A 14,769-nucleotide genomic window follows, 5' to 3' on the forward strand; every position below is an offset into this window, starting at 1 on the left:
GTTCGGATGCGCAGGGTTCGGTTGCGCAGGGCCGGGCCCCGCCCGGCAGCGACCGGGGCAGATCGCCCGAATCGGCGGCGGGCGATTTCAGCATGCAACATTCCTGCATGCAACACTCCGGCATGCGACAGTCCTCCGCCCGGGGGCCGCATCCCGCCCCCTTCGTCCTGAATATAGAAGAGTTGCAACCAAAACCTTGATGCAGCCCCAGATTGTGCAGGACAAGGCCGATTCTGTCCGGCTTTGGCCTGTCTTTCCGCCCCCTGTGTTTCCGCAGTTTCTTAAAAAATCCTTGCCGCAACCGGGGGCGGAGCGCAGAATTTTTCGCGGTGCACCCGGCGCCCCCGGTCTGGCGGGTCCCGGGGCGCGGCAGCGCGGGCCGACCCCGCGCGGGAGGGCGGATGACACGGGAAATCGACCTCTCGGCCCTGACATCCGATCAGGGCTTCGTCCTGCGCGACAGCGTGACAGGAGACGGGTTCGGCTGCTGCGTCGCCTCGGCCGGGGATCTCAACGGCGACGGCCATGACGATCTGATGATCGGGGCGATCGGCGACGACCGCGGCGGGGCAGAGACCGGCGCGGTCTGGGTGATTTTCGGCAGTGCCGGGGGCGCGGCGGGGCCGATCGATCTGGACGCGCTGACCCCGGCGCAGGGGGTGGTGATCCGCGGCCCCGAGGCCGAGGCACGGTTCGGCGCCAGCCTGGCCGCGGCGGGCGACGTGAACGGCGACGGGATCGACGATATCGTGATCGGGGCGCCGCGCAGCGATGCCGGGGCCACGGATGGCGGCGCGGCCTGCGTGGTCTTCGGCGCGCCCGATATCGGCGCCGGGGGTCCGGTTGATCTGGCCGAAATCCCGGCCAGCCGGGCGCTGCGGATCAGCGGCGGCGGCGAGGCCGATCTGGCGGGCAGCAGCGTCGCCGCGGCGGGGGATCTCGACGGCGACGGTCTGGCCGATCTGCTGATCGGCGTGCCCCGCGCCGACGCGGGCGGCACCGACAGCGGCGCGGTCTGGCTGATCCGCGGCAGCGCCGAGCTGTCGCGGCTGGGCCAGATCGCACTGACGGCGCTGCCCGCGGGGCTGGGCCAGGCGATCATCGGCCCCGCGGATTGGGATCTGCTCGGGCTCGCGGTATCGCAGGCCGGAGATCTGAACGGCGACGGGCTGGGAGATCTTATCCTTGCCGCGCCCGGCCGCGATGTCGCGGGGGCGGGCGCGACGGGCGAGGATGCCGGGACGGCCTGGGTGATCTTTGGCAGCGCCGATCCCGACCGCGGCCCGATCGACCTGTCGGCGCTGACGCCCGGGACCGGCTTTGCCCTGACCGGCCCCGGCGATGGCGCCTTGGCGGGCTGGTCGGTGGCGGCGCTCGGCGACATCAACGGCGACGGCATCGACGACATCGCGATCGGTGCCCCCTATGCGCAGGGCACCGCCCCCTGGAGCGGCGGCGCCTGGGTGGTTTTCGGGCGCGACACCGGCGCCGGGGCGGCGCCTTTCGGCACGCTCGATCTGGCGGCGCTCGACCCGAGCGAGGGCTTTGCGATCACCGGCGCGGGATCGAATGACGCCCTGGGCTGGGCGGTCTCGGCGGCGGGCGACGTGAACGGCGACGGGCTCGGCGATCTGGTTCTGGGCGCCCCCGGGCGCGACGGCGGGACCGGCGCCGCCTGGGTGATCTTCGGGCGCAACGTGGCGGCGGGGGCGACGCCCTTCGGCACGCTTGACCTTGCGGATCTGGACGGGCTTGACGGGCTGGCGCTGATCGGCTGGGCGGGGGCCTCGGCCGGGATCTCGGTCGCGGCGGCGGGCGATCTGAACGGCGACGGGCTTGGGGATCTGCTGCTGGGCGCCCCGGGCGCGCAGGGCGATCCGACGGCGGCGGGGGCGGCGGTGGTGCTTTATGGCGGCAGTTTCGCCAGTCGGCTCTCGGGCAGCATCGGCAATGACACGCTCTCGGGCAGCACCGGCGACGATGCCGTGCTGGGCTTTGCGGGCAATGACCTGCTTTACGGCGCGGCGGGGCTTGACGCGCTGCTGGGCGCGGCGGGCGATGACACGCTGGACGGCGGCGCGGGCGACGACACCCTGCGCGGCGGCGCGGGCGATGACACCTATGTCGTCGACAGCGCGACCGACACGGTCTGCGAATTCTGCACCCCCGAGGGCACCGAGGATGCGGGCGGCGCCGATACGGTTCTGGCCCGGGTCTCCTATGATCTGACGCGTTGCGCGGGGGCCTGCTACATCGAGACGCTGATCCTGATCGGCACGGGCGCGCTTTCGGCCACCGGCAATGCGCTGGGCAACCGGCTGATCGGCAACGGCGCGGCCAATCTGCTGCGCGGTCTGGAGGGCGCCGACCTGCTCGACGGCAGCGACGGCGATGACCGGCTGGAGGGCGGGGACGGCAACGACCGGCTGCAGGGCGGCGCCGGGGCGGATGTGCTGCTGGGGGGCGCGGGCAATGATGTCTACACCGTCGAGAGCGACGCCGATCAGGTGCTTGAGACCCTCTCCGAGACCGACCTGCGCGATGCGGGCGGCATCGACACCGTGCTGACCTCGGTCAGCTACAGTCTGGCGGCGCCGGGCCGCGCCTTTGTCGAGCGGCTGGTGCTGACCGGCACCGCGGCGATCAACGCCACCGGCAATGGGCTCGACAACACGCTGACCGGCAACGGCGGGGCGAACCGGCTCAGCGGCGGCGCCGGGTCGGATGTGATGATCGGCGGCGCGGGCAACGACATCTATTTCGTCGAGCGCGTCACCGACCGCGTGGTCGAGACGATCTCCGAATCCGATCTGCGCGATGCGGGCGGCATCGATACGGTGATGACCTCGGTCAGCTATGGCCTGACGGGGGCGACCCGGGCCTTTGTCGAGCGGCTGGTGCTGACCGGCACCGCGGCGATCAATGCCACCGGCAATGCGCTGGACAACTGGCTGACCGGCAATGGCGCGGCGAACCGGCTGGATGGCGGCGCGGGAAAGGATCTGCTGCTGGGGGGCGCGGGCAACGACACCTATATCGTCGAGAATGCCGCCGACCGCGTCGTCGAGACGATCTCCGAGACCGACCTGCGCGATGCGGGCGGCATCGACACGGTGATGACCTCGGTCAGCTACAGCCTGACGGGGGCGGCGCCCCGCGCCTTTGTCGAGCGGCTGGTGCTGACCGGAACCGCGGCGATCAACGGCACCGGCAACGGGCTGGCGAACCAGATCTCGGGCAATGCGGGGGCGAACCGGATCTCGGGCGGGCTTGGCCTCGACACGCTCAGCGGCGGCGGCGGGGCGGACAGCTTCGTCTTCGACACCGCACCCGCGCCGGACAATCTGGACCGCATCCTGGATTTCAACCCGCTGGACGACACGCTCCGGTTCGAGGACGCGGTCTTCGCGGCGCTGGTCCCGGGGCGGGTGGCAAGCGGCGCCTTCGTGATCAACACCACGGGTCTGGCGCAAGACGCCGACGACCGGCTGATCTATGAAAGCGACACCGGGCGGCTCTTTTATGATCCGAACGGCACGGCCGCGGGCGGGCGGGTTCTGGTGGCGATCCTCGCCCCGGATCTGGCCCTGACCCCGGCCGATATCCTGATCTACTGATGAAAAGGGCGCCGAGGCGCCCTTTCCACATCTGCACCGCTTATTTCAGCGCTTCGTTGGTGATCTCGAGCGTATAGGCCCCCTCGGGCGCCTTGGTGATCACCGGATCCGAGCCGCCGCCCATCAGCGTCGCCACGGTGCGCTCGTAATCGGCGACATCCAGCGCCCCGTTCGAGCCCGCCGTCAGCTTCGCCACTTCGCTCATCATGCGCTTCTGATGCGTCTCGGTCTGCGCCCCGGTCTCGTCGTTTTCCAAAACGATCATCGCGGCTTCGTCCGGGTTCGCCTCGGCATATTTCCAGCCCTTCATCGCGGCGCGGACGAATTTCACCATCGTCGCCTTGAAGGCCGGATCGGCGAGCTTGTCCTCCATCACGTAAAGACCGTCTTCCAGCGTCGCGACGCCCTCGTCTTCATATTTGAAGGTCACCAGATCCTCGGGCTTGATGCCCGCATCGATCACCTGCCAATATTCGTTGTAGGTCATCGTCGAGATGCAGGCGGCCTGCTTTTGCAGCAGCGGATCGACGTTGAAGCCCTGTTTCAGCACCTCGACCCCATCGGCGCCGCCCGTCGTCGGAATGCCCAGCTTCGACATCCAGTTCAGGAACGGATATTCGTTGCCAAAGAACCACACGCCCAGCGTCTTGCCCTTGAAATCGGCGGTGGTCGAAACGCCCGATTCCTTCAGACAGGTCAGCATCATGCCCGAATGCTTGAAGGGCTGCGCGATGTTGACAAGCTTCAGCCCCTTTTCGCGCGCGGCCAGCGCAGGCGGCATCCAGTCGACGATGACATCGGCGCCGCCCCCCGCGATCACCTGTTCAGGCGCGATATCGGGGCCGCCGGGCAGGATCGTGACATTCAGCCCCTCTTCCTCGAAATAGCCTTTCTCCGCAGCGACATAGTAGCCCGCGAATTGCGCCTGCGTCACCCATTTCAGCTGCAGCTTCACATCCTCGGCCGAGGCGGCGCCCGCCATCAGCGCAAGGGCCGCCACCCCCAGCATCACCTTTTTCATCATCGTCTCTCCTGTTGCGTCCGGGACTTCTGCCCGGTTGGTTGAACTCATCTTCCCCGTTGCGACGGGTGCCAGAAGGTCGCCGCCTTCTCGATCATCGCGATCAGCCCGAAAAGGCCCGATCCCGCCAGCGCCGCCACCGCAATCTCGGCCCAGACCAGCGCCAGATCAAGCTGCCCGACCGAGGTGGAGATGCGAAACCCCATGCCGCGGGTGGGCGAGCCGAAGAATTCGGCGACGATCGCGCCGATCAGCGCCAGCGTGGTGGCGATCTTCAAGCCGTTGAAGAGGAAGGGCAAAGCGGCGGGCAGGCGCATCTTGATCAGGCTTTGGCCATAGCTTGCCGACCAGGTCGCCATCAGATCGCGGCTCAGCGCATCCGTGGCGGCCAGCCCCGCGACCATGTTCACCAGAACCGGAAAGAACACCATCACGACGACGACGGCGGCCTTCGACTGCCAGTCAAAGCCGAACCACATCACCAGAATCGGCGCGATGCCGACGATGGGCAGGGCGGCGACGAAATTGCCGACCGGCAGCAGGCCCCGTTGCAAAAAGGGCGAGCGGTCAACCGCAATCGCCACCAGGATCGCCGCGCCGCAGCCGATCAGATAGCCCGAAAGCGCACCCTTGAGGATCGTCTGCACGAAATCCCCCCACAAAAGCGGCAGGTTGCCGACAATCGCCGCGGCGATGTCGCTCGGCGCGGGCAGAATGACGGGGCTGACATCCAGCCCCCGCACCAGCCCCTGCCACAGCACCAGAAGCGTGACGCCAAACAGCGTCGCCACCAGCGCCCGCACCGGGCGGGAATTCGGATAGCGCTCCGCGAGAAAGAAGTTCAGCCCCATCGCGACGCCCCAGAACAGGATCGCTCCCCAGCCGATCGCGCTCATCGCACCATCCCCATGCGTTTGAGAACCCGTCCCTCGATCAGCCCGACGATCAGCACCAGCCCCGCCGCCAGGATCGCGGCGGCAAAAAGCGCCGACCAGATCTGGATCGTCTGGCCGTAATAGCTGCCCGACAGAAGCCGCGCGCCCAGCCCCTGCGACGCCCCCGCGGGCAGTTCGGCCACGATCGTGCCCACAAGCGCGGCCGCGACGCCGACCTTGAGCGAGGCGAAAAGATAAGGCATCGAGGAGGGCAGCCGCAGCTTCCAGAACGTCTCCGCCCCGCTGGCGTTATAGGTGCGCAACAGATCCAGCTGCATGCCGTCGGGCGCCCGCAGCCCCTTGACCATGCCCACGAGCACCGGGAAGAACGACAGGTAAGCGGCGATGATCGCCTTTGGAATCAAGCCCTTGATGCCAAGCGAGGCCAGAACGACAATGACCATCGGCGCAATCGCCAGGATCGGGATCGTCTGGCTGGCAATCGCCCAGGGCATCACGCTCATGTCCATGGCGCGCGAATGCACGATGCCGACCGCCAGCAGGATCCCCGCCGCCGTGCCCAGCGCAAAGCCCGCCATCGTCGCGGAAAAGGTGATCCAGGAATGCAGTACCAGGCTTTTCTTCGAGGTGATCTTCTGCCCCGTGAACCCGTCCCACAGCCCCTTCGCCACCTGATGCGGCGCGGGCAGGACGGGGCGCTCCTGCGCCATCGTATCGGCCAGCATCTGCGCCGTGGTCACCGTCACCCCGGCACGCGCCGCCTGATCATAGGTCCATTGCTTGTTCAGCAGCACCGCCGCGCCATACCACAGCGCGACGATGGCACTCAGAACCGTCAGGATCGGAAGGATCGATCTCATGCCTGCGCGCCCCCTTTATCTTGCCTCAAATTTCCTCGGGGGGCGCGGGGGGCAGACAGCCCCCCGTCCGACAGCGGTCCCGATGCACGCCCCTCAGTCATAGGCATGCCCCGCGCGCAGCCCCTCGCGGACGCGATGGGCGATCTTCAGGAATTCCGCGCTGTCGCGAATATCGAGCGGCCGGTCCTTCGGCAGGGTGCTTTCGATCACATCGGTGATCCGCCCCGGACGGGGCGACATCACCACGATCTTCGTCGACAGATACACCGCCTCGGGGATCGAGTGCGTCACGAAACCGATGGTCTTGCCGGTCCGCGCCCAAAGCTTCAGAAGCTCCTCGTTCAGCCGGTCGCGCACGATTTCATCGAGCGCGCCGAAGGGCTCGTCCATCAGCAGGATATCCGCATCAAACGCCAAGGCCCGGGCGATCGAGGCGCGCTGCTGCATCCCCCCCGAAAGCTGCCAGGGGAATTTTTTCGCAAACCCCTGCAGATCGACGAGCGAGAGCACTTTTTCAACACGGGCGTCCTGTTCGGCCTTGGTGTAGCCCATGATTTCCAGCGGAAGTTTCACATTTCCCGCAATCGTGCGCCAGGGGTAAAGCCCCGCCGCCTGAAACACATAGCCATAGCTGCGGGCCTTGCGCGCCTCCTCGGGCGGGATCGAATTCACCGTCAGCGTGCCGCTGGTCGGGTGTTCCAGCGCCGCGATGCAGCGCAGGAAGGTGGTCTTGCCGCAACCCGAGGGACCGATGAAGCTGACGAAATCGCCCCGCTCGATCGACAGGTTCACGTCTTTCAGCGCCTGAACCGGACCGTCATTCGTCTGAAAGACCAGGTTCAGATCCTTGGCAAATATCACGGGGGCTTTCACGTCTTCGGTCATCCTTGCTTACACGCCACTGGCCGGAATGCCCGAGCGCACCACCGGACGCGGCGCGGTCAATTCCTTCCAGGTGCTCAGCGCCTTGCTCACCGACCCGTTCGGGTCACGCGCCACGAACTGCCCGTGGCCCTCGCGGCTTTGCACCTTTCCGTCCGCAACCGCAACCATCCCGCGGCTCAAAGTGTAGCGCGGCAGGCCCTTCACCTCCTTGCCCTCGAAGACGTTGTAATCAATCGCAGATTGCTGGGAGCTGGCAGAGATCGTCTTTGTCGCTTCGGGGTCCCAGACCACCAGATCGGCATCCGCCCCCACCAGAACCGCGCCCTTCTTCGGATACATCCCCATGATCTTGGCGATATTGGTCGAGGTCACGGCGACGAATTCGTTCATCGTGATCCGCCCGGTGTTCACCCCCGCCGACCAGAGCATCGGCAGCCGGTCCTCCAGCCCCCCCGTCCCGTTCGGGATCTTGGTGAAATTGCCAAGGCCGAAGCGCTTCTGTTCCGTGGTGAAGGCGCAATGGTCGGTGGCAACGCAAGAAAGCGTCCCCGAAGCCAGCCCGGCCCAAAGGCTGTCCTGATGGTGCTTGGCCCGGAACGGCGGCGACATCACGCGCCGCGCCGCATGGTCCCAGTCGGGGTGGAAATATTCGCTTTCATCCAGCGTCAGATGCTGAATGAGCGGCTCGCCCCAGACCCGTTTCCCCTGCATCCGCGCGCGGCGAATGGCTTCATGCGCCTCCTCGCAGGAGGTATGCACGACATAAAGCGGCACGCCGGCCATGTCGGCGATCATGATGGCGCGGTTCGTCGCCTCGCCCTCGACCTGGCTCGGGCGCGAATAGGCATGCGCCTCGGGGCCCGTATTGCCCTCGGCCAGAAGTTTCGCCGACATTTCCGCAACGATATCGCCGTTTTCCGCATGCACCATCGGAATGGCGCCAATCTCGGCGCAGCGCTTGAAACTGGCGAAGAGCTCGTCGTCATTCACCATCAGGCTGCCCTTGTAGGCGAGGAAATGCTTGAACGAGGTGATGCCGCGTTCGACCACCTTCGGCATCTCGTCAAAGACTTGCTGCCCCCACCAGGTCACGGCCATGTGGAAGGAATAGTCGCAATGCGCGCGCTTGGACTTGTTGTCCCATTGCTGCAGCGCATCCATCAGCCCCTGCCCCGGATTGGGCAGCGCGAAGTCGATCACCATCGTCGTGCCGCCCGCCAGCGCCGCGCGGGTGCCGCTGTCGAAATCATCGCTTGAATAAGTGCCCATGAAGGGCATTTCCAGATGCGTATGCGGGTCGATCCCGCCCGGCATCACATAGCAGCCGGTGGCGTCAAGCACGGTCTCGCCCGTCAGCCCCTGCCCGATCGCGATGATCTGCCCGCCCTCGATCGCCACATCGGCCCTGTAGGTCAGATCGGCGGTGACGATGGTTCCGTTCCTGATGACTGTGGTCATGTGCACTCCCTGCAAGCGCGTGCTTTCATCTTGCCCTAAATATCTCGGGGGTCCGGGGGCTGCGCCCCCGGCGCGCGGTCAGTCTACGACGACGGCGGTTTCCAGAACCGCATGCAAAAGCACATCCGCCCCCGCCGCCGCCCATTCGGGCGAAATCTCCTCGGCCTCGTTGTGCGACAGCCCATCGACACAGGGGCACATCACCATCGTCGTCGGTGCCACTTTCGCCGTCCAGCAGGCGTCATGCCCGGCGCCCGAGATGATGTTGCGATGCGGATAGCCCAGTTTCTCGGCCGCGGCGCGGACCCGGCCCACCAGTTCGGGCGTGAAGGTGACCGGGTCGAAATGGCCCACGGCCTCGACGGCGCAGCCGACCTTCAGATCCGCGCAGATCGCGGCCGCGCGGCGCTCGATTTCGGCCCGCATGCCATCGAGCTTCGCCTGATCGGGGCTGCGGATATCCACCGTGAAAATCACCGTCCCGGGCAGGACGTTGCGCGAATTGGGGCTGAAGTTCACCTGCCCCACGCCGCCCACCGCATCGGGCTGGGCGGCCATCGCGACCTCTTGCACCATCTCCATGATCCGCGCCATGGCCAGGCCCGCATTGACCCGCATCCCCATGGGCGTCGAGCCGGTATGCGCCTCTTTCCCGGTCAGGGTGAATTCCAGCCACCACAGGCCCTGGCAATGCGTCACCACGCCGATGGTCTTGGCCTCGGCCTCAAGGATCGGGCCCTGCTCGATATGCAGCTCGAAATAGGCCTGCATCTGGCGCGCGCCGACCTCTTCGTCACCAACCCAGCCGATCCGCGCCAGCTCCTCGCCGAAGCTTTTGCCGTCCGGATCCTTGCGCGCATAGGCGTAATCGAGGCTGTGGATACCCGCAAAGACGCCCGAGGCCAGCATGGCGGGCGCGAACCGCGCCCCTTCCTCGTTCGTCCAGTTCGTCACCACGACCGGGTGTTTCGTGCGGATGCCGCGGTCGTTCATCGTGCGGATGACTTCCAGCCCGCCCAGAACCCCCAGAACGCCATCGTATTTCCCGCCCGTCGGCTGGGTATCCAGATGCGAGCCGATATAGACCGGCAGCGCCTGCGGGTCGGTGCCTTCGCGGCGCATGAACATGTTGCCCATCCGGTCAAGGCCCATCGTCAGCCCCGCCGCATCGCACCAGCTTTTGAACAGCGCGCGGCCCTCGGCATCGGCATCGGTCACGGTCTGGCGGTTGTTGCCCCCCGCGATCCCCGGCCCGACCTGCGCCATCTGCATGAGGCTGTCCCACAGGCGCGCGGAATTGATACGGAAGTTTTCTCCGGGTGATGGCATCTGGCTGTCTCCCTGTCGTCTGCGGGGCTTTGCCCTCTTGCGACTCATTTTCTGACCGATTGGTCAGAGGAAAGAGGCCACGCTTCCCCGCCCCGGTCAATGGGGAATGGGGGGCGGATGCGGCGCTTGGCGCGCAAGACACAGGCCATTGCCCGAATTTTGGGCGGGACCAAGCGGCGGCTTGATCGACGGGCCCGATGCGGCTAGCCTTTGACCACCCAAGAAGGTGCCAAAGGCCCCGGGGGGCGGCTGACAGGGGAAATCCCGCGGCGGCAACGAGAGCAGTCAAGGACGAGGCAGGCATGGAAGAGATGGAGAGCGGCCTTTGGCAGGCGCTTGAGCGCAGCGCGGCCTTTTACGAGGGCGGCGCGGCTTTCGACCCGATCCCTCAGGAACGCATCAACCCGGTCGATTTGCGGCGCAAGATGGGGCTGACCCAGGCGCAGATGGCGCCGATGATGGGCATGAGCCTGTCGGGCTATCGCAAATGGGAACAGGGCCAGCGCGCGATCAGCGGCCCGGCCGCGGTGCTCTTGCGGGTGATCGAAACGGCCCCCGAAGCGGTGAAACAGGCGCTGGCGTCGTAAGAAAATTGCCCCGAAAGGGTCGGGCGGGCCAGGAAAAGCATCGCTTTTCCCCGCCCGTTGGCACGACGGCGGCGGCATGACCGCATCCGCAAGCATGAACAGAGGGCAGCGCCCTGCCCCGGCGGGCGAGAAGCGCCCGCCATGGGCGGGGCGGGCGCTGCCCGAGTGCCTTGGGGCACTCGGGGGTCATGGGACCACTGTTTCGCAAGGCCTCGGCGATGGCCTCGGCCAATCGGGGTGGGCTTCCCGGTTGCGACCGGAAAGCCCCGGCTGTCATTTCCCGCTGGTGGTCGCCATCGGGTTGTTCGGATGCCCGGTCCAGTTCAGATAGTCGCCGACCGGCTTGGCCGTGCGCAGGTCCAGCTCGCCCTCGGAGAGCTCCCGCATGGTGATGCACTTCGTCGGGCAGACCTCGACACAGAGATTGCAGGCGACACATTCCTCCTCTTTCACCGTCACCGTGCGATCCGCCGCCATCGCGATCGCCTGATGCGACGTGTCCTCGCAGACGATGTGGCAGCGGCCGCATTTGATGCAATCGTCCTGCGCAATGCTGGCCTTGGTGGTGTAGTTCAGGTTCAGATATTGCCAGTCGGTCACCTTCGGCACGGCGCGGCCGACGATCTCGCGCGTCTCGGTCAGGCCCTTGCGGTCCATGTAGTCCGACAGGCCCGAGATCATCTCCTCGACGATCTTGAACCCATAGGTCATCACCGCGGTGCAGACCTGCACGTTATGCGCCCCAAGCGCCATGAACTCGGCCGCATCGCGCCAGGTGGTGACGCCGCCGATGCCGGAAATCGGCAGACCGCGCGTGGCCGGGTTGCGGGCGATTTCCGCCACCATGTTCAGTGCGATGGGTTTCACCGCCGGACCGCAATAGCCGCCATGGGTGCCAAAGCCGTCAATCGTCGGCTGCGGCGCGAACAGATCCAGATCGACCGAGGTGATCGAATTGATCGTGTTGATCAGGCTGACCGCATCCGCGCCGCCGCGTTTCGCCGCCTCGGCCGGTTTGCGGATGTCCGAGATGTTGGGCGTCAGCTTCACGATGCAGGGCATGCGCGAATGTTGCTTCACCCAGCGCGTCACCATCTCCACATAGTCGGGCACCTGCCCCACCGCCGCGCCCATGCCGCGTTCGGCCATGCCATGCGGGCAGCCGAAGTTCAGCTCCACCCCGTCGGCCTCGGTTTCCTCGACCCGGGCCAGGATCGATTTCCAGCTGTCCTCGTCGCAGGGCACCATCAGCGACACGACCAAGGCGCGGTCCGGGTAATCGCGCTTGACCGATTTGATCTCGCGCAGGTTCACCTCCAAAGGCCGGTCGGTGATCAGCTCGATGTTGTTGAGCCCCAAAAGCGTGCCATCGGGCCCGTGAATCGCGCCATAGCGCGGGCCCGAGACGTTCACCACCGGCGGGCCGTCAAGGCCGAGCGTCTTCCAGACCACACCGCCCCAACCGGCCTCAAAGGCGCGGCGGACGTTCACCTCCTTGTCGGTGGGCGGCGCCGAGGCCAGCCAGAACGGGTTCGGGGATTTGATGCCAAGGAATGTCGAAGTCAGGTTCGCCATCTCAGGCCCCCATCAGAAAAGCGTGGATGTCTTCGGCCGCATCGCGGCCCTGCGCGACGGCGGTCACCGTCAGATCTTCGCCGCCTGTGGCGCAATCGCCGCCCGCCCAGACATGCGCCATCCCGGTGCGCCCCTGCGCGTCGATCTCGATCTTGCCGCCGGTGATCGTCAGCCCCTCGGGCACCGGCCCAAGCGTCTGGCCGATCGCGGTGAAGATCTGGTCGGCCTTGATGCGCAAGGTGTCGTCCAGCTGCACCAGCTTGCCGCCCTGGGTCTCGGTGCGGGCGAATTCGACCTCATAGCCCTGATCGTCCTTGCGGATCGCCACGGGCGCCGCATTCGGCACGATCCGCACGCCGTTCTTTTGCGCATGCTCCTGTTCATGCGCCGAGGCGGGCATCTCGGCTTGCGAACGGCGATAGACGATGCTGGCCGTCTCCGCGCCCAGAAGTTTCGCCTGCACCGCCGCATCGACCGCGGTCATGCCGCCGCCGATCACCACGACGCGCCGCCCCACCGGCACCGTCGCCAGATCCCCGGCCTGACGCAGATGCGCGATGAACTCGGTCGCGGGGGTGGCATGTTCGGCGCCGGGAATGGTCAGCGCATTCACGCCCGCCAGCCCCATGCCCAGAAACACCGCGTCATGCTCGGCCAGCAGATCCGCCACCGAACCGTTGCGGCCGAGTTTCCAGTTTTCCAGCACCGCGATGCCGCCGATCTGCAAAAGCCAGGCCACTTCCCTGGCCGCAAAGCCGCCCGGCGCCTTGTAGGCGGCAATGCCATATTCATTCAGCCCGCCCGGTTTCAGCCGCGCGTCATAAACGGTGACCTCATGGCCCAGCATCGCCAGCCGATGCGCGCAGGCCAGACCCGCAGGCCCCGCCCCCACCACGGCGACAGACTTTTCCGTGCGCGGCGCGCGCGTGAAGGGATGCACGCCCGCGGCCTGCAGCCGGTCGGTGGCAAAGCGCTGCAGCGCGCCGATCTCGACCGGCATGCCCTCGGCGGCCTCGCGCACGCAGGCGCCCTCGCACAGGGTTTCGGTCGGGCAGACCCGGGCGCACATGCCGCCCATGATATTCTGCGACAGGATCGTCCTTGCCGCGGCCTCCGGCGTGCCGGTCAGGATCTGCCGGATGAACAGCGGCACGTCGATGTCGGACGGGCAGGCCGTGGTGCAGGGCGCCTCGGCGCAGAAATAGCAGCGCGCGGCGGCCACCTGCGCCTGATGCGCCGTCAAAGGCGGCGCCACATCGGCAAAGGCCGTGCAATACCCCTCGGGCGGAAGACGCCCGGGGTGCACCCCGGGTCGAAACTGGCTTGTGGTCACTGTGACCTCCCTGGCTTTGTTATTGCCGCAAAGGCTGCCACGATCCGAAATTTTATCAATAGGTAAAATACTGAGGCGCAGGGATTGGCGCTTCATGGCCGGGCATCTGCCCAAGGAATGGGCTGACGCAGGGGAAATTGCGGAAAGAGATTCGGGACGAGGGCGCAAAACGGCGGCGATGACCACGGATTCGGCAGGGATTCGGCAGGGATTCGGCGCGGCTCGGGCCCAGAATCACGCCCGGGCCTGCGACAATCACGTCAACGAAGCGAAGTGGGAAGCCGTCAGAGCGGTTTCAAGTGCTTCCGGCGGATAAATTCGGCGCGACAATTCGACCTGAAAATTCCGGTTGCCTGCGACAGGCCGTCCGGGCGCGCGCGCCGCCGCCATCGCCCGATCTGCGACAGGCTAACGCAGTTTAATGTACATCCCGCATGACAGTTTGACCCGAAGCCCGGTTCTGGTCACGCCGCAAGCCGCCCGCCGCGCGGGGGCCGCAAGGCGCAAACCCCCTTTGCAGCATGGCTCTTGCGCCCTGTCGCACCCCCCGCCGCAGGCGCCGCGCCGCCCGCGCCACCGGCCCCGGAATCGCCCAAAGATGCGTCTGGAACACCTGTTTTCACTGGGATTTTGCGCCCCCGGGGGTGGCCGAATTTGCCGCAGTGTAAGCCCGACTTTACACTTGATCGCCGACACTTGGGCTCCCATAGTGCGTCTCACGAGGTCGGATCACAGACGGTCCGGCAGCGGGGGGGCGCTGAGACGGGGCTCGAACTTAACCGAGAGAGCTTCATCAACGTTCCCAATGATCCCAGTTTTGGAGGATTCGGGACAATGACTGACGATAAAGCTGGGCCGAGCGGCCTGTCGCTGAAAGAAGCTGAAGAAATCCACAGCTACCTGATCGATGGCACCCGTGTGTTCGGGGCGATGGCGCTTGTTGCGCACATCCTCTCGGCCATCGCCACGCCGTGGCTCGGGTAATCGGGTAGAGGAGAAATACAATGAACAACGCCAAAATCTGGACCGTCGTCAAGCCCTCGACCGGTATCCCGCTGATCCTCGGCGCCGTTGCGGTCGCCGCTCTGATCGTGCACGCCGGCCTGCTGACCAACACGACCTGGTTCGCGAACTACTGGAACGGCAACCCGATGGCGACCGTCGTCGCTGTTGCGCCGGCTCAGTAATCTGCTGACCTTTGGGCCCAC

Annotated in this window: 12 protein-coding genes; 4 read left to right on the plus strand and 8 right to left on the minus strand. The window is 66.4% G+C overall.

Features of this window, described 5'->3' with window-relative positions:
• Positions 1-401 precede the first annotated feature (401 nt).
• Positions 402-3,617, plus strand: a complete 3,216-nt coding sequence (locus tag RCAP_RS18600; protein ID WP_013068229.1) for an FG-GAP repeat protein — start codon at positions 402-404, stop codon at positions 3,615-3,617.
• Positions 3,618-3,657: 40 nt separating this feature from the next.
• On the opposite strand, the gene RCAP_RS12490 is transcribed toward RCAP_RS18600, so the two are convergent.
• From RCAP_RS12490 to RCAP_RS12515, 6 genes are all read right to left on the minus strand, one after another.
• Positions 3,658-4,638 carry an ABC transporter substrate-binding protein gene (locus tag RCAP_RS12490; RefSeq protein ID WP_031321410.1) on the minus strand — a complete coding sequence of 327 codons (981 nt, stop codon included), beginning with the start codon at positions 4,636-4,638 and terminating at the stop codon, positions 3,658-3,660.
• A gap of 47 nt (positions 4,639-4,685) precedes the next feature.
• Complete coding sequence (locus RCAP_RS12495; RefSeq protein WP_013068231.1) at positions 4,686-5,534, minus strand: ABC transporter permease; 849 nt, start codon at positions 5,532-5,534, stop codon at positions 4,686-4,688.
• Complete coding sequence (locus tag RCAP_RS12500; protein WP_013068232.1) at positions 5,531-6,394, minus strand: ABC transporter permease; 864 nt, start codon at positions 6,392-6,394, stop codon at positions 5,531-5,533. The genes RCAP_RS12495 and RCAP_RS12500 overlap by 4 nt, the downstream gene beginning before the upstream one ends.
• Positions 6,395-6,487: 93 nt before the next feature.
• A complete protein-coding gene (locus tag RCAP_RS12505; RefSeq protein ID WP_013068233.1) occupies positions 6,488-7,279 on the minus strand; it encodes an ABC transporter ATP-binding protein in 792 nt (263 codons plus the stop codon).
• 6 nt (positions 7,280-7,285) lie between these two features.
• Entirely contained in the window at positions 7,286-8,737 is a 1,452-nt protein-coding gene (gene hydA, locus RCAP_RS12510; RefSeq protein ID WP_013068234.1) for a dihydropyrimidinase, read from the minus strand.
• 78 nt (positions 8,738-8,815) lie between these two features.
• Positions 8,816-10,066 carry a Zn-dependent hydrolase gene (locus RCAP_RS12515; RefSeq protein ID WP_013068235.1) on the minus strand — a complete coding sequence of 417 codons (1,251 nt, stop codon included), beginning with the start codon at positions 10,064-10,066 and terminating at the stop codon, positions 8,816-8,818.
• A 302-nt stretch (positions 10,067-10,368) separates the two neighbouring features.
• Here RCAP_RS12515 and RCAP_RS12520 point away from each other — a divergent pair, with 302 nt between their 5' ends.
• A complete protein-coding gene (locus tag RCAP_RS12520; protein ID WP_013068236.1) occupies positions 10,369-10,653 on the plus strand; it encodes a helix-turn-helix domain-containing protein in 285 nt (94 codons plus the stop codon).
• 273 nt (positions 10,654-10,926) lie between these two features.
• Here the strand turns inward: RCAP_RS12520 and preA are convergent, their stop codons facing one another.
• Positions 10,927-12,228 carry an NAD-dependent dihydropyrimidine dehydrogenase subunit PreA gene (gene preA, locus RCAP_RS12525; protein ID WP_013068237.1) on the minus strand — a complete coding sequence of 434 codons (1,302 nt, stop codon included), beginning with the start codon at positions 12,226-12,228 and terminating at the stop codon, positions 10,927-10,929.
• A 1-nt stretch (position 12,229) separates the two neighbouring features.
• Positions 12,230-13,561 (minus strand): NAD(P)-dependent oxidoreductase, encoded by a 1,332-nt coding sequence (locus RCAP_RS12530; protein WP_013068238.1) that lies wholly within the window; start codon positions 13,559-13,561, stop codon positions 12,230-12,232.
• 834 nt (positions 13,562-14,395) lie between these two features.
• Between RCAP_RS12530 and RCAP_RS12535 the strand changes: the two genes are divergently transcribed.
• Both RCAP_RS12535 and RCAP_RS12540 read left to right on the plus strand, forming a co-directional pair.
• Positions 14,396-14,545, plus strand: a complete 150-nt coding sequence (locus RCAP_RS12535; RefSeq protein WP_013068239.1) for a light-harvesting protein — start codon at positions 14,396-14,398, stop codon at positions 14,543-14,545.
• Between the two features lie 20 nt (positions 14,546-14,565).
• Entirely contained in the window at positions 14,566-14,748 is a 183-nt protein-coding gene (locus tag RCAP_RS12540; protein ID WP_013068240.1) for a light-harvesting protein, read from the plus strand.
• Positions 14,749-14,769 lie beyond the last annotated feature (21 nt).

The organism is Rhodobacter capsulatus SB 1003 (assembly GCF_000021865.1).
Taxonomy (GTDB): domain Bacteria; phylum Pseudomonadota; class Alphaproteobacteria; order Rhodobacterales; family Rhodobacteraceae; genus Rhodobacter; species Rhodobacter capsulatus_B.

Bases quoted from the DNA above. Each gene is read 5' to 3' on its own strand.
- RCAP_RS18600 (WP_013068229.1), top strand. From the start codon at position 402: ATGACACGGGAAATCGACCTCTCGGCCCTGACATCCGATCAGGGCTTC.
- RCAP_RS12490 (WP_031321410.1), bottom strand. From the start codon at position 4,638: ATGAAAAAGGTGATGCTGGGGGTGGCGGCCCTTGCGCTGATGGCGGGC.
- RCAP_RS12495 (WP_013068231.1), bottom strand. From the start codon at position 5,534: ATGAGCGCGATCGGCTGGGGAGCGATCCTGTTCTGGGGCGTCGCGATG.
- RCAP_RS12500 (WP_013068232.1), bottom strand. From the start codon at position 6,394: ATGAGATCGATCCTTCCGATCCTGACGGTTCTGAGTGCCATCGTCGCG.
- RCAP_RS12505 (WP_013068233.1), bottom strand. From the start codon at position 7,279: ATGACCGAAGACGTGAAAGCCCCCGTGATATTTGCCAAGGATCTGAAC.
- hydA (WP_013068234.1), bottom strand. From the start codon at position 8,737: ATGACCACAGTCATCAGGAACGGAACCATCGTCACCGCCGATCTGACC.
- RCAP_RS12515 (WP_013068235.1), bottom strand. From the start codon at position 10,066: ATGCCATCACCCGGAGAAAACTTCCGTATCAATTCCGCGCGCCTGTGG.
- RCAP_RS12520 (WP_013068236.1), top strand. From the start codon at position 10,369: ATGGAAGAGATGGAGAGCGGCCTTTGGCAGGCGCTTGAGCGCAGCGCG.
- preA (WP_013068237.1), bottom strand. From the start codon at position 12,228: ATGGCGAACCTGACTTCGACATTCCTTGGCATCAAATCCCCGAACCCG.
- RCAP_RS12535 (WP_013068239.1), top strand. From the start codon at position 14,396: ATGACTGACGATAAAGCTGGGCCGAGCGGCCTGTCGCTGAAAGAAGCT.
- RCAP_RS12540 (WP_013068240.1), top strand. From the start codon at position 14,566: ATGAACAACGCCAAAATCTGGACCGTCGTCAAGCCCTCGACCGGTATC.